Raw genomic sequence first — 18,880 nt, 5'->3', positions numbered from 1 at the left:
GCAAAGTGTTAAAAAAAGTTCTCCCCCTGCTGGCGCTGTTCGCGCTGCCTGCTATTGCGAAGCCCGTTCTGACGGTCTACACCTACGACTCCTTCTCTGCTGACTGGGGGCCAGGCCCGGTGGTGAAAAAAGCCTTTGAAGCGGACTGTAAATGCGAATTGAAATTCGTGGCGCTGGAAGATGGCGTCTCGCTGCTCAACCGCCTGCGTATGGAAGGGAAAAACAGTAAAGCTGATGTGGTGCTCGGGCTGGATAACAACCTGCTGGAAGCTGCCTCGCAGACCAAACTGTTTGCCAAAAGTGGCGTAGCAGCAGATGCCGTCAACGTTCCGGGTGGCTGGAAAAATGACACTTTCGTTCCGTTCGACTACGGCTACTTTGCCTTTGTTTACGATAAAAACAAGCTGAAGAACCCACCGAAGAGCCTGAAGGAGTTGGTGGAAAGCGATCAGAAATGGCGCGTCATTTATGAAGACCCTCGCACCAGTACTCCGGGTCTGGGTCTGCTGCTGTGGATGCAGAAAGTCTACGGTGATAAAGCACCGGAAGCGTGGCAGAAACTGGCCGCCAAAACCGTCACCGTGACGAAAGGCTGGAGTGAAGCCTACGGCCTGTTCCTGAAAGGGGAAAGCGACCTGGTACTGAGTTACACCACCTCCCCGGCTTACCACATCATCGCTGAGAAAAATGACAACTATGCCGCGGCCAATTTCGCTGAAGGCCATTACCTGCAGGTGGAAGTGGCTGCGCGTACCGCGGCCAGCAAACAGCCAGAACTTGCCGAGAAGTTCCTGAAATTTATGGTTTCACCGGCATTCCAGAATGCCATTCCAGCGGGTAACTGGATGTATCCCGTGACCAACGTAGCACTGCCAGCAGGTTTCGAGCAGCTGACCAAACCGCAAACGTCTCTGGAGTTTACGCCGCAACAGGTCGCTTCGCAGCGTGCAGCATGGGTAAGTGAATGGCAACGCGCCGTCAGCCGCTAATTCCCGGCTGGTTAATTCCTGGGCTGCTCGCCGCCATGCTGATGGTGGCGGTCAGCCTGGGCGCTTTTCTTGCATTGTGGTTGAACGCGCCAGAGAGTGACCTGCTCTCCCTCTGGCACGACAGCTATCTCTGGCACGTTATCCGTTTTTCTTTCTGGCAGGCGTTTCTCTCTGCCCTGCTGTCGGTGATCCCCGCCATTTTCCTTGCTCGTGCGCTTTATCGCCGGCGTTTCCCTGGCAGGCAGGCGCTGCTGCGCCTGTGCGCCATGACGCTGATCCTGCCCGTGCTGGTAGCCGTGTTTGGCATCCTGAGCGTTTATGGTCGTCAGGGCTGGTTGGCTTCACTGTTCGGCCTGCTCGGTCTGGAGTGGCATTTCTCGCCATACGGGCTTAAAGGCATCTTGCTGGCGCATGTCTTTTTCAATATGCCGATGGCGACCCGGCTCTTTTTACAGGCGCTGGAAAATATCCCCGGCGAACAGCGCCAGCTTGCGGCACAGCTGGGCATGCGCGGCTGGTCTTTCTTCCGCTTTGTTGAGTGGCCGTGGTTGCGCCGCCAAATCCCGCCTGTTGCCGCACTGATCTTCATGCTCTGTTTTGCCAGTTTCGCTACCGTGCTTTCACTGGGGGGCGGACCGCAGGCAACAACCATTGAGCTGGCAATCTATCAGGCGCTAAGTTACGACTACGATCCTGGTCGGGCCGCGCTGCTGGCGATAGTTCAGATGGTGTGCTGTCTGGTACTGGTGCTGCTGAGCCAGCGTCTGAGTAAAGCCATTCCACCGGGCAGTAACCAGATAGCAGGCTGGCGCGATCCCCAGGACAGCCTGCGTAGCCGTATCACCGATGTTTTGCTTATTACGCTGGCTCTGCTGCTGTTGCTGCCGCCGCTGATGGCCGTTATCGTCGATGGCCTGAACCTCAATCTCCTGTCCGTGTTGCAGCAGTCCGTGCTCTGGCAAGCAACCTGGACTTCACTGCGCATTGCGCTGGCCGCCGGGCTGCTGTGCGTCATACTGACCATGATGCTGCTGTGGAGTAGCCGCGAGCTTTATGCCTGCCATGCCCGTAAAGCCGGACAGGCGCTGGAGCTAACAGGTATGCTGATTCTGGCCATGCCAGGAATAGTACTGGCGACAGGATTCTTTCTACTTTTCAACAGCACCGTGGGTCTGCCGGAAAGTGCCGACGGCATTGTGATATTTACCAATGCCCTGATGGCGATCCCTTATGCCCTGAAGGTACTGGAAAACCCGATGCGCGACGTTAATAGCCGCTACGCTCTGCTGTGTCAGTCACTTGGCATTCAGGGCTGGCAACGGTTAAGAGTGGTCGAATTGCGGGCACTAAAACGCCCGCTGGCACAGGCGCTGGCTTTCGCCTGTGTGCTCTCAATTGGTGATTTTGGCGTAGTCGCGCTCTTCGGCAATGAAGATTTCCGCACACTGCCATACTGGCTGTACCAGCAGATCGGCTCTTACCGTAGCCAGGACGGCGCCGTCACGGCACTCTTACTGCTGCTACTCTGCTTTGCCTTATTTACTGTTATCGAAAAACTTCCGGGGCGTGATGTTAAAACTGATTGATGTAACCTGGCTCTACCAGCACCTGCCAATGCGCTTCACGCTTTCTGCCCGCCAGGGAGAGATGATTGCGGTTCTGGGCCCAAGTGGAGCAGGAAAAAGCACGTTGCTCAATCTGATAGCCGGGTTTCTGCAACCGGCAAGCGGGTCAATAATGATTGAAAACCACGATCACACCCGCACGCCCCCCGCCCGACGTCCGGTGTCGATGCTGTTTCAGGAAAATAATCTTTTCACCCATCTTACCGTACGGCAGAACATCGCCCTGGGGATGGATCCGGGTTTAAAACTGAACGATACCCAACGCCAGAAGCTGGAGCTCATTGCCGGGCAGATGGGGATCACCGGGTTTATCGACCGTCTGCCAGGGGAGCTTTCCGGCGGTCAGCGCCAGCGTGTCGCGCTGGCGCGTTGTCTGGTACGCGAGCAGCCTGTTCTGTTGCTGGATGAGCCATTCTCTGCGCTTGACCCGGCGCTGCGCCAGGAGATGCTGGCTCTGGTACAGGAGGTCTGCCAGCGTCAGAAACTCACCATGTTGATGGTATCGCACAGCATTGAGGATGCCGCGAGGATTGCTCCGCGATCGGTGGTGATCGCGGAGGGTCGCATTTTATGGGATGGCGAAACGGAAGCACTGGTAAGTGGTAAAGCGAGCGCATCACAGCTTCTGGGTATTAGTTAACGGCTGACGACCTTCAATAAAATCTCGCCATACACCGGCATCAGCGGGTGGCGGATCAACGCCACCAGCGCCACTACGGCTATACCGAGCGTCAACGGCGCAAGCCACAAAAGGCGTGAGCGAGGCAGGTAGCGCGTCAGACGATCAATATTCGCTTTTGCGCTGCGCCACAGTCGCCAGCACAGCCATGCGGCGATCCACAGCAGCAGAGCAGTCGCCAGCAATAGCCACTTAAACTCACCGCTTTGCATACCGTCAGGAATATCAATAGCCGCCCCCGCGAGGATCCCCGGCAGGAAGTAAAACGGCGGCCAGAAGACACAGCCGATAATATTCGGCACAACAAATTTTGTGACTGGAAGATCCAGCATCCCGGCGACCATTGGCACCAGCGGACGCGTCGGCCCGACAAAGCGTCCCACCAGGATGGTAAACATGCTGTGCTGATGCAGTGCATGTTCGGTTTTATCCAGCAAGGCTTTGTTCTTTTTCATGAACGACCAGCGATGCAGCGGCTTCTTAAAGCGCCAGCCCAGCCAGAAGGAGATCCAGTCGCCCAGCAGGCAGCCGATAATCCCGGCCAGCCACGCCTGCCAGAAGTTGACCTCACCGCTGCCAATCAGCGCGCCAAGCCCAGCCATCATCACGGTGCCGGGCAGAATTAACCCGACCAGTGCCAGTGATTCCAGAAACGCTACCAGCGCCACGGCGATGAGCGAGTACATAACGGACTGGGTAATAAAGTGTTCCAGCAAAGCCTGCATAACTATTCCGGTCAGAAAACGAATCAGCGATTCTGCTTAGCGCCCCGCACCGCGTCAAGGCATCAATTGTCTGAATAGTTTACAGGTTGCTTCCACAGTTCACCTGTTTGTTTATCTTTTTTTACCGTTTATTCACAACCCGCGCGGAATTCACTGGGGCTGGCACCCGTGCATTTTTTGAACACACGAGAGAAATAAAGTTGATCTTCAAAGCCCACGTTACGCCCCACGGTGGCAATCGGCATCCGGGTGGTGCTGAGTAACAGCTTCGCCTGACTGATACGCTGGTCCTCACGCCAGCTCAGCACGCTGACGCCAAGCTGCTGGCGAAAAAGATGCGACAGCCGCGACGGAGACAGACAGACGTGCTGAGCAACGCTGGCGATATCAAACTGACTATCTGCCAGATGGTCACTGATGTACTGGCAGGCGTCGCGCACGCGGTTATCCAGCGGAGGGTTAAGCGATTCGTTAATGGCCTCCATACGCCGCAGCAGCAGTTGTTCAAGCAGGTTAATCGCCAGCAGTTCTGCATAACGTCCTCCTGCCTGCCCCGCTTCAATGATCTGGGCAAAAAGCTCGCGAAACTGAGCCAGATGGACATCATCCGGTCGATAAAAACCGGTATGTGCAAAAATCGCAGGCCACGAAAGCCACTCCTGCCAGTAGGCGCGCGGACGGAAGTAGACCCACTGGTGATACCACTCTTTTGCATCCGGGTGACGTCCGTAGTGGTGGATCTCCCCAGGTGGAAACAACAGAATATCGCCGGGGCGGCAGACAAACTGCTGGTCACCGTTCTTGATGATCCCTTCCCCACGCACGGTCAGGTTGAGGATATACCCTTTCATCCCAAGCGGACGGTCGACGTAAAAGTCGAGGTATCCCTCAGCCTCGATAGGGGTCAGTCCCGCCACAAGGTGCGCGTTAAACGAGTATCCCGGCAGCAAAGGATCGTTTTGCGTTTCGGCCATAGATTCAGTTCTCCCAAGGGTCCTGAAGGAAACCAATTGTCCATATCATAAAAAGCAGGTTAAAAATGGCCCGCGAAAAGATCCAAAAAGCATCACGCCGCTTTTACGTCCGCCATGTTTCAGCCTTTCCCCCTGATTTCTCCGCCAGAGCAGGCAGATAAGCAGTAACAAAAGTGTCTATAAGTGCGGCAGAAATGTCCACATTGAATATTTGCACGGCGTCACACTTTCCGTTGTAACAGCAATTTAGTCCATAAGATTAGCGGATCCTGCCTGACGATTTTCGCCCCCAGTCTCTAATGTTCTTCCATACCTGTTTTTTTGATGGAGCAACACCATGGCAATTGCGATTGGCCTCGATTTTGGCAGCGACTCGGTTCGCGCGCTGGCAGTGGACTGTACGTCCGGCCAGGAGATAGCAACCAGCGTTGAGTGGTACCCGCGCTGGCAAGAGGGGCGCTACTGCGATGCGCCAAATAACCAGTTCCGTCACCACCCGCGTGACTACATTGAGTCAATGGAAGCGGCAATCAAAACCGTTCTCGCTGAACTGACTGACGCTCAGCGGGCAGAGATTGTCGGGATTGGCGTCGACAGCACCGGCTCCACGCCAGCCCCTGTGGATGCGGAAGGCCGCGTGCTGGCGCTGCGCCCTGAGTTTGCGGACAACCCGAACGCCATGTTCGTGCTGTGGAAAGACCATACTGCCGTGGAAGAGGCCGAAGCGATCACCCGCTTGTGCCATCAAGCAGGTAAAACTGATTACTCGCGTTACATTGGCGGCATTTACTCCAGCGAATGGTTCTGGGCCAAGATCCTGCATGTTACCCGCGCAGACGCATCGGTTGCCCAGGCGGCCGTCTCCTGGATTGAACTGTGCGACTGGGTTCCCGCTCTGCTCTCCGGCACCACTCGCCCGCAGGATATCCGTCGCGGACGCTGCAGCGCCGGGCATAAATCCCTGTGGCACGAAAGCTGGGGCGGCCTGCCTCCGGCTGCGTTCTTCGATGAACTCGACCCGATCATCAACAAGAGCCTGACATATCCGCTGTTTACCGACACCTTCACCGCTGATATCCCTGTCGGCACGCTCTGCGAAGAGTGGGCGAAGCGGCTCGGGCTTCCACAGAATGTGGCCATCTCTGGCGGCGCGTTTGACTGCCATATGGGCGCTGTCGGCGCGGGTGCACAACCCAATACGCTGGTGAAAGTGATCGGCACCTCGACCTGCGACATTCTGACGGCCGATAAAACCACCGTTGGCAACCGCGCAGTAAAAGGCATCTGCGGCCAGGTTGACGGTAGCGTGGTGCCGGACTTCATCGGTCTGGAAGCGGGTCAGTCCGCCTTTGGTGATATCTACGCCTGGTTTGGCCGGGTGCTGAGCTGGCCGCTGGATCAACTGGCAGCAGCGCATCCTGAACTGAAAACCCAGATAGCCGAGAGCAAAAAACAACTCCTGCCACAACTCACGGACGCCTGGGCAAAAAATCCGTCTCTCGATCATCTCCCGGTAGTGCTGGACTGGTTCAACGGCCGCCGTACGCCGTTTGCTAACCAGCGCCTGAAAGGGGTGATTACCGATCTCAACCTGGCCACCGATGCCCCTGCGCTGTTTGGCGGTTTGATTGCCGCCACCGCGTTTGGCGCACGCGCCATTATGGAGTGCTTCACCGAACAGGGCATCGACGTGAACAACGTGATGGCGCTGGGCGGTATCGCCCGTAAAAACCCGGTGATCATGCAGGCCTGCTGCGACGTGCTGAACCGTCCGTTGCAGATTGTGGCCTCCGATCAGTGCTGCGCACTAGGCGCGGCAATTTTCGCCGCCGTCGCCGCGGGTGTTCACGCGGACATTCCGGCTGCACAACAGCATATGGCGAGCGCCGTCGAAAACACGCTTCAGCCGCGTGCTTCGCAGGCGCAGCGCTTTGAACAGCTTTATCAGCGCTACCAGCAATGGGCAAAAAGCGCCGAACTCCACTATCTCCCTGTCGCCGCCCCGGCCAAAAGTACCGCGGACACTACGGCAACCCTGACACATTAAGGACACGACGATGACCATTTTTAATAATTATGAAGTGTGGTTTGTGATTGGCAGCCAGCATCTGTACGGGCCGGAAGCACTGAAACAGGTGACGAAACACGCGGAGCATGTCGTTAACGCGCTGAATGCAGAAGCTAAACTGCCGTGCAAACTGGTGCTGAAACCGCTGGGCACCACTCCGGATGAAATCACTCACATCTGCCGCGACGCCAACTACGACGATAAATGCGCCGGGATGGTGGTGTGGCTGCATACCTTCTCGCCCGCCAAAATGTGGATCAATGGCCTGACGATCCTCAATAAACCGCTGCTGCAGTTCCATACCCAGTTTAATGCCTCCCTGCCGTGGGACAGCATCGACATGGACTTTATGAACCTGAACCAGACCGCGCACGGCGGCCGCGAGTTTGGCTTCATCGGCGCGCGTATGCGTCAGCAGCACGCCGTCGTGACTGGCCACTGGCAGGATCACCATGCGCAAAGCCGTATTGGCTCCTGGATGCGTCAGGCAGTATCGAAACAGGATACCCGCCACCTGAAAGTGGTGCGTTTTGGCGACAACATGCGTGAAGTCGCGGTAACCGACGGCGACAAAGTGGCCGCGCAGATCAAGTTCGGTTTCTCCGTGAATACCTGGGCCGTGGGCGACCTGGTACAGGTGGTGAATGAAATCAGCGATGGTGACGTGAGCGCGCTGGTGGATGAGTACGAAAGCAGCTACCGGCTGACCGCCGCCGCGCAGATCCACGGCGACAAACGTCAGAATGTGCTGGATGCCGCGCGCATTGAGCTGGGTATGAAGCGTTTCCTGGAACAGGGCGGCTTCCACGCTTTCACCACCACGTTTGAAGATCTCCACGGCCTGAAACAACTGCCTGGACTGGCAGTACAACGTCTTATGCAGCAGGGCTACGGCTTTGCGGGCGAAGGCGACTGGAAAACTGCCGCTCTGCTTCGCATCATGAAAGTGATGTCAACCGGTCTGCAGGGCGGCACCTCCTTTATGGAGGATTACACCTACCACTTCGAGAACGGCAACGATCTGGTGCTCGGCTCGCACATGCTGGAAGTGTGTCCTTCTATTGCCGTCGAAGAGAAACCGATCCTCGATGTGCAATACCTCGGTATCGGCGGCAAAGCCGATCCGGCGCGTCTGATCTTCAACACCCGTACTGGCCCGGCTATCAACGCCAGTCTGATCGATCTGGGCGATCGTTTCCGCCTGCTGGTCAACTGCGTCGACGCGGTTGAAACACCACACTCCTTGCCAAAACTGCCGGTCGCCAACGCGTTGTGGAAAGCGCAGCCTGACCTGCCAACCGCGTCAGAGGCCTGGATCCTGGCCGGTGGTGCGCACCACACGGTCTTCAGCCACGCACTGGATCTCAACGACATGCGTCAGTTCGCCGAACTGCACAATATTGAGCTGACTGTGATTGATAACGATACCCGCCTGCCAGCCTTCAAAGACGCGCTGCGCTGGAACGAAGTCTATTACGGTTCAAAACGTTAACAGGGGAATCTTTGGCCTGCCGCAGGGCGGGCCTCTTTTCCTGGAGGATTGCATGCTAGAAGATCTCAAACGTCAGGTGCTCGAAGCCAACCTGGCGCTGCCGAAACATAATCTGGTGACCCTGACCTGGGGTAACGTTAGCGCCGTTGATCGGGAAAAAGGCGTGTTTGTGATCAAGCCTTCCGGCGTCGATTACAGCGTAATGACGGCGGAAGATATGGTCGTGGTCAGTATCGCCACGGGCGAAGTGGTGGAAGGAACGAAAAAGCCCTCCTCCGATACGCCAACTCACCGTCTGCTGTACCAGTCATTCCCGACGATCGGCGGCATTGTCCATACCCATTCACGCCATGCGACCATCTGGGCGCAGGCGGGACAGTCCATCCCGGCCACTGGCACCACGCATGCGGACTACTTTTACGGCACTATTCCCTGTACCCGTTTAATGACCGATTCTGAGATCAACGGTGAATATGAGTGGGAAACCGGTAATGTGATTGTCGAAACCTTTGAAAAGCAGGGAATCGACGCGGCTCAGATGCCAGGGGTTCTGGTGCACTCCCACGGCCCGTTTGCCTGGGGGAAAAACGCGGAAGATGCAGTGCATAACGCGATAGTGCTCGAAGAAATTGCCTATATGGGGATCTTCTGTCGCCAGCTGGCACCGCAGTTACCGGATATGCAGCAAACCCTGCTGGATAAACATTATCTGCGCAAGCACGGCGCGAAGGCCTATTACGGGCAATAAACTGTATATATACCCAGCATAAACTATCCAACCAGGCTATAATCATGCCTGGTTTTGTTTTATGGGATAACGGCGTGGCGCAGGCGCAAGAAGGCTTTTTACTGACACGACACTGGCGGGATACCCCACAGGGTACTGAGGTTGCATTCTGGCTGGCGACGGACAACGGCCCGCTGAACGTTACGCTTCCGCCGCAGGAATCCGTGGCCTTTATTCCTGAAGCACACGTCGAAAAAGCGAAGCAGTTGCTACGCGGCGAAAATAACTGGCGCATCACGCCGCTTGAACTGAAGGATTTTCACCGGCAGCCGGTTTACGGACTTTACTGTCGCGCCCACCGGCAATTAATGCGCTATGAAAAACTGCTGCGTGAAGCGGGCGTCACGCTTTATGAAGCGGATATCCGTCCGCCGGAGCGTTTTCTGATGGAGCGGTTTATTACCGCACCTGTTTGGGTCGATGGCACCGAGCAAAACGGTCGAATTGTCGATGCACGCCTGAAGCCCAACCCGCACTATCGCCCGCCGCTGAAATGGGTCTCCCTGGATATCGAAACCACCCGCCATGGGGAACTTTACTGCATTGGTCTGGAAGGTTGCGGCGATCGGGTTGTCTATATGCTCGGGCCATCCAATGGTGATGCCTCCGCACTGGATTTCCGGCTTGAGTATGTCAACAGCCGTCCTCAGTTACTGGAAAAACTGAATCAGTGGTTCGCTGAGTACGACCCCGATGTGCTGATCGGCTGGAACGTGGTGCAGTTTGACCTGCGGGTGTTGCAAAAACACGCCGAGCGGTACCGAATCCCGCTGATGCTGGGGCGTGGCAACACGGAAATAGAATGGCGCGAACATGGATTTAAAAACGGCGTATTCTTCGCCCAGGCTAATGGCCGCCTGATTATCGACGGCATTGAAGCACTGAAATCCGCCTTCTGGAACTTCTCTTCGTTCTCTCTGGAAGCCGTCGCGCAGGAGCTGCTCGGCGAGGGTAAATCTATCGACAACCCCTGGGACAGAATGGATGAAATAGACCGCCGCTTTAACGAAGACAAACCCGCGCTCGCCACCTATAACCTGAAAGATTGCGAGCTGGTCACGCAGATTTTCCACAAGACGGAAATTATGCCGTTCCTGCTGGAGCGCGCGACGGTAAACGGCCTCGCGGCCGATCGACACGGCGGCTCCGTGGCGGCCTTTAGCCACCTCTATTTTCCGCGGATGCACCGGGCAGGATACGTCGCCCCCAACCTCGGGGAGGTTCCACCGCAGGCCAGCCCTGGCGGCTATGTTATGGATTCCCGGCCAGGGTTGTATGACTCCGTTCTGGTGCTGGATTACAAAAGCCTGTACCCGTCGATAATCCGCACCTTCCTGATCGACCCCGTGGGGCTGGTTGAGGGCATGGCCCAACCGGATGATGAACACAGCACCGAAGGCTTCCTCGGGGCACGTTTCTCACGCGAAAAACACTGCCTGCCGGAAATCGTCGGAAGCATCTGGCACGGTCGCGACGAGGCCAAGCGTCACGGTAACAAGCCGCTCTCGCAGGCACTGAAAATCATCATGAATGCCTTTTATGGCGTGCTGGGTACCAGCGCCTGCCGTTTCTTCGACCCACGGTTGGCCTCCTCAATCACCATGCGCGGACACGAGATTATGCGCCAGACCAAAGCGCTTATTGAGTCCCGGGGTTATGACGTCATCTACGGCGATACGGACTCCACCTTTGTGTGGCTCAAGGGGGCACATTCGGAAGATGATGCCGCGCAAATCGGCAAAGCGCTGGTGGCCTTCGTAAACGACTGGTGGCAGGTACATTTGCAAAAAGAGCGGTTAACCAGCGCATTAGAACTGGAATATGAAACCCATTTTGCCCGCTTTTTAATGCCCACTATTCGTGGTACCGATCAGGGCAGTAAGAAGCGTTATGCCGGGTTGATTCAGGAAGGTGACGCGCAGCGGATGGTTTTTAAAGGGCTGGAGACGGTACGCACCGACTGGACGCCGCTGGCGCAACAGTTCCAGCAAACGCTCTATCTGCGGGTCTTTCGCAATGAGCCTTATCAGGATTACGTACGCGAAACCATTGCCAGCCTGATGGCCGGTGAGCTGGACGATCAACTGGTGTACCGTAAACGCCTGCGCCGTCCACTGGCTGAATACCAGCGCAACGTGCCGCCACACGTGCGCGCCGCCCGTCTGGCGGATGAAGAGAATGTGCGCCGGGGTCGCGCGCCGCAGTATCAAAACCGGGGGACAATCAAATATGTCTGGACCACCAGCGGCCCGGAACCTGTTGATTATCAACAGTCGCCACTCGATTACGATCACTACCTGACGCGTCAGCTCCAGCCCGTTGCAGAGGGAATTTTACCCTTCATCGACGATGATTTTGCTACACTAGTGACAGGGCAACTTGGCCTATTTTGACACGTGACGAAATGGCTGCCATCCAGTACCATAGCGCCCTTTCCATTCCCGGACCCATTTTTCGATGACCGTCTTTTTTGACGGGGTCGAACTATTGCCTGCAATTAAAGATTAGAGCCGAACAACTATGCCTTTTACACTTGGTCAACGCTGGATCAGCGATACAGAAAGCGAACTCGGATTAGGAACTGTCGTTGCCGTCGATGCGCGCATGGTTACCCTCCTCTTCCCTGCCACTGGTGAAAACCGCCTGTACGCTCGCAATGACTCCCCTGTGACCCGCGTGATGTTTAATCCGGGTGACACCGTGACCAGCCATGACGGCTGGCAGCTCAAGGTTGAAGACGTAAAAGAAGAGAATGGACTGCTCGCCTACATTGGTACTCGCCTGGACACTGACGAGAGCAATGTCATCCTGCGTGAAGTGCTGCTCGACAGCAAACTGGTTTTCAGTAAGCCGCAGGACCGCCTGTTTGCCGGGCAAATTGACCGCATGGATCGTTTCTCTCTGCGCTATCGCGCACGTAAGTTCCAGAGTGAACAGTACCGTATGCCGTGGAGCGGCCTGCGTGGTCAACGCACCAGCCTTATCCCTCACCAGTTGAATATCGCCCATGACGTCGGCCGTCGTCATGCACCTCGCGTACTGCTGGCAGACGAAGTGGGTCTGGGTAAGACTATTGAAGCCGGTATGATCCTGCATCAACAGCTGCTTTCTGGCGCAGCCGAACGCGTGCTGATTGTGGTTCCTGAAACCCTGCAGCATCAGTGGCTGGTCGAAATGCTGCGCCGCTTTAACCTGCGCTTCTCGCTGTTTGACGACGAACGCTACGCAGAAGCCCAGCACGATGCTGACAACCCGTTTGAAACTGAACAACTGGTCATTTGCTCGCTGGACTTCGTGCGCCGCAGCAAGCAGCGTCTTGAGCATCTGTGCGATGCCGAATGGGATCTGATGGTCGTCGATGAAGCGCACCATCTGGTCTGGAGTGAAGATGCGCCGAGCCGCGAATATATGGCGATCGAACAGCTTGCCGAACGTGTACCTGGCGTCCTTCTGCTGACCGCAACGCCGGAACAGCTGGGGCTGGAAAGCCACTTTGCGCGTTTGCGCCTGCTCGATCCAAACCGTTTCCATGATTTTGAGCAGTTTGTTGAAGAGCAGAAAAACTACCGCCCGGTTGCCGACGCTGTCGCCCTTTTACTGGCGGGTAAACGTCTGTCCAATGACGAACTCAACACCCTGAGCGATCTGATTGGCGAGCAGGATATTGAGCCGCTGCTGCAGGCAGCCAACAGCGAAGGTGACAACGCGGAATCAGCACGTAAAGAACTGATCGATATGCTGATGGACCGTCACGGAACCAGCCGTGTCCTGTTCCGTAACACCCGTAACGGCGTGAAAGGTTTCCCGAAACGCGAACTGCACACCATCAAACTGCCACTGCCAACGCAGTACCAGACGGCGATTAAAGTATCCGGAATTATGGGGGCGCGTAAAACTGCCGAGGAACGTGCGCGTGACATGCTCTACCCGGAACAAATTTACCAGGAATTCGAAGGTGATACCGGCACCTGGTGGAACTTTGACCCACGCGTTGAGTGGCTGATGGGCTACCTGACCGCACACCGTTCTCAGAAAGTGCTGGTGATCTGCGCCAAAGCCGCCACTGCACTGCAGCTGGAGCAGGTTCTGCGTGAACGTGAAGGTATTCGTGCCGCCGTGTTCCACGAAGGCATGTCTATTGTTGAACGTGACCGTGCGGCAGCCTGGTTTGGTGAAGAAGACAGTGGCGCACAAGTTCTGCTGTGTTCTGAGATCGGCTCTGAAGGTCGTAACTTCCAGTTCGCCAGCAATCTCGTGATGTTCGATCTGCCGTTTAACCCGGACCTGCTGGAGCAGCGTATCGGTCGTCTGGATCGTATCGGTCAGGCCCACGATATTCAGATCCATGTTCCATATCTGGAAAAAACCGCTCAGTCCGTTCTGGTGCGCTGGTTCCACGAAGGTCTGGATGCGTTTGAACATACCTGCCCAACCGGCCGCACCATTTATGATCAGGTTCATAGCGACTTGATCGGTTACCTGGCAGCGCCAGAAACAACCGACGGTTTTGATGAGCTGATCAAATCCTGCCGTGAGAAGCATGACGCGCTGAAAGCACAGCTGGAACAGGGGCGCGACCGCCTGCTGGAGATCCACTCCAACGGTGGCGAAAAGGCACAAGCGCTGGCTGAAAGCATTGAAGAGCAGGATGACGACACCAGCCTGATCAGCTTCTCCATGAACTTGTTCGACATCGTCGGGATCAACCAGGATGATCGCGGTGAGAATATGATCGTTCTGACCCCGTCCGATCATATGCTGGTGCCGGATTTCCCGGGCCTGCCGGAAGATGGCTGCACCATCACTTTCGAGCGTGATGTGGCCCTCTCTCGCGAAGATGCCCAGTTCATTACCTGGGAGCACCCGCTGATCCGTAACGGTCTGGATCTGATCCTCTCCGGTGACACCGGCAGCAGCACCATCTCCCTGTTGAAAAACAAGGCGCTGCCAGTCGGGACCCTGCTGGTCGAGCTGATCTACGTTGTGGAAGCACAGGCGCCGAAACAGCTGCAGCTCACCCGCTTCCTGCCGCCAACCCCAGTGCGTCTGCTGCTGGACAAAAACGGCACCAACCTGGCTGCACAGGTCGAGTTCGAGAGCTTCAACCGTCAGTTAAGTGCGGTAAACCGTCATACGGGCAGCAAGCTGGTCAACGCGGTTCAGCAGGACGTGCATGCCATTCTGCAACTGGGTGAAACCCAGGTTGAAAAAGCGGCCAGGGCGCTGATTGATGCTGCGCGCAGTGAAGCAGACGAGAAGTTGTCTGCTGAACTTTCCCGTCTGGAAGCGCTGAAAGCGGTGAACCCGAACATCCGTGACGACGAGCTGACGGCGATTGAAAGCAACCGCCAGCAGGTGCTGGAAAGCCTGAACCAGGCTAGCTGGCGTCTGGATGCCCTGCGTCTCATCGTTGTGACGCATCAGTAAACGGAGCGCGAAATGGTAATGGAGCCCTACAATCCACCGACGGATCCCTGGCTGGTCATTCTTTATCAGGATGAGCACATTATGGTCGTCAACAAGCCAAGCGGCTTGTTGTCCGTGCCAGGACGTCTGGATGAGCACAAAGACAGCGTGATGACGCGCATTCAGCGCGATTATCCGCAGGCCGAGTCCGTCCATCGTCTGGACATGGCAACCAGCGGCGTGATTGTGGTGGCTCTGAATAAAGCGGCGGAGCGGGAGCTTAAACGCCAGTTCCGCGAGCGCGAGCCGAAAAAACAATACGTGGCACGCGTATGGGGTCACCCGGCGCAGGAGGAAGGGCTGGTGGATTTACCGCTGATTTGCGACTGGCCGAACCGGCCAAAGCAGAAAGTGTGTTATGAAACCGGCAAGGCGGCGCAAACCGAGTATGAAGTGCTGGAGTACGCGCCGGATAACACCGCGCGCGTATTATTAAAGCCGATTACCGGACGCTCTCACCAGCTACGCGTACATATGCTCGCCATAGGGCATCCGATTCTGGGAGACCGATTCTACGCGCCACCAGAAGCGCTGGCATTAGCGCCACGCCTGCAACTGCATGCCCAGACGCTGACCATTACCCATCCGGCTTTCGGTAATGCGATGACATTTAAAGCACCGGTAGACTTCTAAAAATAAGGCCCGACACTGTCGGGCCCATTCTTATTTAAAGCCTTTCTGCTCTTTAATGAGCTCATAAGCCTTCTGAATTTCCTGCGCTTTTTGCTTCGCCATCTCCATCATCTCTGGCGGTAAACCTTTTGCCACCAGCTTGTCGGGGTGATGTTCACTCATCAACTTGCGATAAGCGCGTTTAATGGTTGTCGCGTCGTCCGTTGACTTCACACCAAGCACATTGCAGGCGTCCTCCAGCGTCGGGCCACGCTGCGCCTGCTGCCAGGCACCGCCAGATGACTGCTGGTGATAGCCGCCGCCAAATTGCGCACCGCCCTGCATCATCCGCAGGAACTGATCGAACTGCATACGGGAAATCCCCAGTTCCTCCGCAATGACGTATAAAACATCACGTTCATTAGGATGAAGTGAGCCGTCGGCGAATGCCGCCTGAATTTGAATCTCCAGAAACATCCGAATTAAATCGAAACGTCCGAAGCAGACGCTGCGGAACTGACGCATTTTGTCGCGCAGTGGATAGTTATCCGATTTACCGATGCGGAACGCATTTTGCGCCTCCAGACGGGAGTCACCATGCAGATTCATGCGATCCATAAAGACGCTGGCAATCTGAATATCGGCTTCTGTCACACGTCCTTTGGATTTGGTTAAGTGCCCCATGACCTCAAAGGTGGTTGAGAAAAAGAGGGACTGGCGCTCGCGCTGGTTGGCAAACCAGGCCATTTTGCGGCTGCGCGCCTTGTCAAACATATGGCCGATAATAAGCCCAAGCACAATTCCCCAGAACCCGGCACCCATGATGATGGCGAACACAACGCCGATTATTTTACCCCAATACTGCATATACTCCCCGGATAGTCATATTCCTGGACGACGCAACGCCATCATCACAGTGTTCAAGCCACGGTCAATTGAAGGACATCGCCTATAATTTGCTTTATCATACTCGTCATTCGATAGCGAGCCTAACACTCTGGCACGCAAACGGCAGGATTAACGCTGGTACTGCGCTGATGAGTAAGATAGTCTCTGAGCGTTTGTAAGCCGTAGCCACTGATGACGGAACAATAAAATACAACGTATGAAAAAACGTATCCCCACCCTCCTGGCCACAATGATTGGCACAGCCCTGTACAGTCAACAGGGGCTGGCGGCCGATCTCGCCTCGCAATGTATGCTTGGCGTCCCAAGTTATAATCGCCCACTGGTGAGTGGCGATACAAATAACTTACCGGTAACCATTACTGCCGACAGTTCCAAAGGTACCTATCCAGACAACGCCACGTTTACGGGCAATGTGGATATTAACCAGGGTAACAGCCGTCTGCAGGCAGATGAAGTGCAGTTGCACCAGAAGCAGCCGGAAGGTGCGGCCGAGCCGGTACGAACGGTGGATGCGCTGGGTAATGTGCACTATGACGACAATCAGGTCATCCTGAAAGGTCCGAAAGCCTGGTCAAACCTGAATACTAAAGATACTAACGTCTGGAAAGGTGATTACCAGATGGTGGGTCGCCAGGGGCGCGGTGACGCTGACCTGATGAAACAGCGAGGTGAAAACCGCTATACCATTCTGGAAAATGGTACGTTTACCTCATGTCTGCCAGGTTCGAATACCTGGAGCGTGGTCGGGAGCGAAGTTATCCATGACCGTGAAGAGCAAGTTGCCGAGATCTGGAACGCGCGCTTCAAGCTGGGTCCGGTACCTGTGTTCTACAGCCCTTACCTGCAACTTCCTGTGGGTGACAAACGTCGCTCAGGCTTCCTGATCCCAAATGCCAAATACAGCACCACGAACTACTTTGAGTTCTACCTGCCGTATTACTGGAACATTGCGCCCAACATGGACGCCACGATCACGCCGCACTATATCCATAAGCGCGGCAACATCATGTGGGAAAACGAGTTCCGCTATCTGACCCAGGCGGGTACCGGTTTGATGGAACTGGATTATTTGCCATCGGATAAAGTCTTCCAGGATGAGTATCCAACAGAAGGTGATAAACACCGTTGGATGTACTACTGGCGTCACGCTGGCGTAATGGATCAGGTCTGGCGTTTTAACGTCGACTACACCAAAGTCAGCGATCCGCACTATTTCAACGACTTCGATTCCAAGTACGGTTCCAGTACCGATGGCTACGCCACGCAGAAATTCAGCGTTGGCTATGCCATTCAGAACTTCAACGCCACGGTGTCGACTAAACAGTTCCAGGTCTTTAGTAACCAGACGCGAAGCACTTACGGCGCAGAGCCGCAGCTAGATGTGAACTGGTATCAGAACGATGTTGGGCCATTTGACACCCGCGTTTACGCGCAGGCGGTACATTTTGTTAATACCAACTCGGATATGCCGGAAGCCACGCGTATTCACCTGGAGCCAACCATCAACCTGCCGTGGTCTAACGACTGGGCAAGCCTGAATACTGAAGCCAAGCTGATGGCGACACACTATCAGCAGAAAAATGTGGATGATTACAACGCCACTAACAACACAGATCTCCAGGAATCGGTTAACCGTACCCTTCCGCAATTTAAAATGGACGGTAAGCTGATCTTTGAACGTGATATGGGGTTACTGGCTGATGGCTATACGCAAACGCTGGAACCGCGAATGCAGTATCTCTACGTTCCGTATCGCGACCAGAGCAAAATCCAGAACTACGACTCGTCCTTCCTGCAGTCTGACTATAGCGGCCTGTTCCGTGACCGTACCTACGGCGGTCTTGACCGTATTGCTTCCGCTAACCAGTTAACGACCGGTGTCACAACGCGCGTATATGATGAGTCAGCCGTTGAACGTTTTAACGTTTCTGTTGGTCAAATCTACTATTTCACCGAGTCTCGTACCGGTGATGACAACATTAACTGGGAGAAAGACAACAAGACCGGTTCCCTGGTATGGGCGGGCGATACTTACTGGCGCATGACAGATCGCTGGGGTTTACGCGGTGGGCTGCAGTACGATACGCGTCTCGACAACATTGCAACCAGCAGTGCGGCAATTGAGTACCGTCGTGATGAAGACCGTATGGTGCAACTGACGTACCGTTACGCCAGTCCGGAATATATTCAGGCAACTTTGCCAAACTATGCCAACAGCGAACAGTATAAAGAAGGTATTTCTCAGGTGGGTGGCGCAGCAAGCTGGCCTATCGCCGACCGTTGGTCAATCGTAGGCGCTTACTACTTTGACACCAACACCAGTAAGCCTGCCGACCAGATGGTCGGTGTGCAATATAACTCCTGCTGTTACGCGCTGCGCGTCGGTTACGAACGTAAGCTTAACGGCTGGAATACTGACAACAATCAGAGCAAATACGATAACGTGATTGGCTTCAATGTCGAACTGCGCGGCCTGAGCTCCAACTATGGCCTGGGCACGCAGCAGATGCTGCGCTCGAACATTCTGCCTTACCGCAGTTCCTTGTAATGTGCT

Annotated in this window: 13 protein-coding genes; 10 read left to right on the top strand and 3 right to left on the bottom strand. The window is 55.5% G+C overall.

Features of this window, described 5'->3' with window-relative positions; translation table 11 throughout:
* The first annotated feature begins 5 nt into the window (after window positions 1-5).
* The 3 genes from thiB to thiQ are packed head-to-tail and all read left to right on the top strand — an operon-like array spanning window position 6 to window position 3,254.
* Window positions 6-989: a thiamine ABC transporter substrate binding subunit gene (gene thiB, locus HED65_RS14395; protein WP_114979078.1), complete on the top strand. Its 984-nt coding sequence runs from the start codon at window positions 6-8 to the stop codon at window positions 987-989.
* Window positions 965-2,575, top strand: coding sequence for a thiamine/thiamine pyrophosphate ABC transporter permease ThiP (thiP, locus tag HED65_RS14390; RefSeq protein ID WP_114979077.1), 1,611 nt, complete (start codon window positions 965-967; stop codon window positions 2,573-2,575). Before thiB ends, thiP begins: the two co-directional genes overlap by 25 nt.
* A complete protein-coding gene (thiQ, locus tag HED65_RS14385; RefSeq protein ID WP_114979076.1) occupies window positions 2,559-3,254 on the top strand; it encodes a thiamine ABC transporter ATP-binding protein ThiQ in 696 nt (231 codons plus the stop codon). The genes thiP and thiQ overlap by 17 nt, the downstream gene beginning before the upstream one ends.
* Here the strand turns inward: thiQ and HED65_RS14380 are convergent.
* Together HED65_RS14380 and araC are read right to left on the bottom strand one after the other, a co-directional pair.
* Complete coding sequence (locus HED65_RS14380) at window positions 3,251-4,018, bottom strand: DedA family protein (RefSeq protein ID WP_028016661.1); 768 nt, start codon at window positions 4,016-4,018, stop codon at window positions 3,251-3,253. The genes thiQ and HED65_RS14380 overlap by 4 nt on opposite strands.
* Window positions 4,019-4,146: 128 nt before the next feature.
* Complete coding sequence (gene araC / locus HED65_RS14375; RefSeq protein WP_108089555.1) at window positions 4,147-4,992, bottom strand: arabinose operon transcriptional regulator AraC; 846 nt, start codon at window positions 4,990-4,992, stop codon at window positions 4,147-4,149.
* A gap of 337 nt (window positions 4,993-5,329) precedes the next feature.
* On the opposite strand from araC, the gene araB reads away from it, so the two are divergent.
* The 6 genes from araB (at window position 5,330) to rluA (ending at window position 15,438) form a co-directional block, all read left to right on the top strand.
* Complete coding sequence (araB, locus tag HED65_RS14370; RefSeq protein ID WP_114979075.1) at window positions 5,330-7,039, top strand: ribulokinase; 1,710 nt, start codon at window positions 5,330-5,332, stop codon at window positions 7,037-7,039.
* 10 nt (window positions 7,040-7,049) lie between these two features.
* On the top strand, window positions 7,050-8,552 hold the full coding sequence (gene araA / locus HED65_RS14365) for an L-arabinose isomerase (RefSeq protein ID WP_114979074.1): 1,503 nt from the start codon (window positions 7,050-7,052) through the stop codon (window positions 8,550-8,552).
* Between the two features lie 52 nt (window positions 8,553-8,604).
* Window positions 8,605-9,300, top strand: coding sequence for an L-ribulose-5-phosphate 4-epimerase (gene araD / locus HED65_RS14360; RefSeq protein WP_114979073.1), 696 nt, complete (start codon window positions 8,605-8,607; stop codon window positions 9,298-9,300).
* Window positions 9,301-9,344: 44 nt separating this feature from the next.
* Window positions 9,345-11,732, top strand: a complete 2,388-nt coding sequence (polB, locus tag HED65_RS14355) for a DNA polymerase II (RefSeq protein ID WP_114979072.1) — start codon at window positions 9,345-9,347, stop codon at window positions 11,730-11,732.
* 127 nt (window positions 11,733-11,859) lie between these two features.
* Complete coding sequence (gene rapA, locus HED65_RS14350; RefSeq protein WP_114979071.1) at window positions 11,860-14,766, top strand: RNA polymerase-associated protein RapA; 2,907 nt, start codon at window positions 11,860-11,862, stop codon at window positions 14,764-14,766.
* Between the two features lie 12 nt (window positions 14,767-14,778).
* Window positions 14,779-15,438 carry a bifunctional tRNA pseudouridine(32) synthase/23S rRNA pseudouridine(746) synthase RluA gene (gene rluA / locus HED65_RS14345; protein WP_114979070.1) on the top strand — a complete coding sequence of 220 codons (660 nt, stop codon included), beginning with the start codon at window positions 14,779-14,781 and terminating at the stop codon, window positions 15,436-15,438.
* 30 nt (window positions 15,439-15,468) lie between these two features.
* Here the strand turns inward: rluA and djlA are convergent, their stop codons facing one another.
* Window positions 15,469-16,284: a co-chaperone DjlA gene (gene djlA / locus HED65_RS14340; RefSeq protein ID WP_114979069.1), complete on the bottom strand. Its 816-nt coding sequence runs from the start codon at window positions 16,282-16,284 to the stop codon at window positions 15,469-15,471.
* 238 nt (window positions 16,285-16,522) lie between these two features.
* Between djlA and lptD the strand changes: the two genes are divergently transcribed.
* Window positions 16,523-18,874 (top strand): LPS assembly protein LptD, encoded by a 2,352-nt coding sequence (gene lptD / locus HED65_RS14335; RefSeq protein WP_114979068.1) that lies wholly within the window; start codon window positions 16,523-16,525, stop codon window positions 18,872-18,874.
* Window positions 18,875-18,880 lie beyond the last annotated feature (6 nt).

Origin of the sequence: Pantoea sp. LS15, assembly GCF_012241585.1 — a bacterium.
In the GTDB taxonomy this organism is placed as follows: domain Bacteria; phylum Pseudomonadota; class Gammaproteobacteria; order Enterobacterales; family Enterobacteriaceae; genus Enterobacter.
The sequence above is the reverse complement of the archived record's forward strand: the minus strand, read 5'-3'. Positions and strand labels throughout refer to the sequence as shown.

Bases quoted from the DNA above. Each gene is read 5' to 3' on its own strand.
- thiP (WP_114979077.1), top strand. From the start codon at position 965: ATGGCAACGCGCCGTCAGCCGCTAATTCCCGGCTGGTTAATTCCTGGG.
- thiQ (WP_114979076.1), top strand. From the start codon at position 2,559: ATGTTAAAACTGATTGATGTAACCTGGCTCTACCAGCACCTGCCAATG.
- HED65_RS14380 (WP_028016661.1), bottom strand. From the start codon at position 4,018: ATGCAGGCTTTGCTGGAACACTTTATTACCCAGTCCGTTATGTACTCG.
- araC (WP_108089555.1), bottom strand. From the start codon at position 4,992: ATGGCCGAAACGCAAAACGATCCTTTGCTGCCGGGATACTCGTTTAAC.
- araB (WP_114979075.1), top strand. From the start codon at position 5,330: ATGGCAATTGCGATTGGCCTCGATTTTGGCAGCGACTCGGTTCGCGCG.
- araA (WP_114979074.1), top strand. From the start codon at position 7,050: ATGACCATTTTTAATAATTATGAAGTGTGGTTTGTGATTGGCAGCCAG.
- araD (WP_114979073.1), top strand. From the start codon at position 8,605: ATGCTAGAAGATCTCAAACGTCAGGTGCTCGAAGCCAACCTGGCGCTG.
- polB (WP_114979072.1), top strand. From the start codon at position 9,345: ATGCCTGGTTTTGTTTTATGGGATAACGGCGTGGCGCAGGCGCAAGAA.
- rapA (WP_114979071.1), top strand. From the start codon at position 11,860: ATGCCTTTTACACTTGGTCAACGCTGGATCAGCGATACAGAAAGCGAA.
- rluA (WP_114979070.1), top strand. From the start codon at position 14,779: ATGGTAATGGAGCCCTACAATCCACCGACGGATCCCTGGCTGGTCATT.
- djlA (WP_114979069.1), bottom strand. From the start codon at position 16,284: ATGCAGTATTGGGGTAAAATAATCGGCGTTGTGTTCGCCATCATCATG.
- lptD (WP_114979068.1), top strand. From the start codon at position 16,523: ATGAAAAAACGTATCCCCACCCTCCTGGCCACAATGATTGGCACAGCC.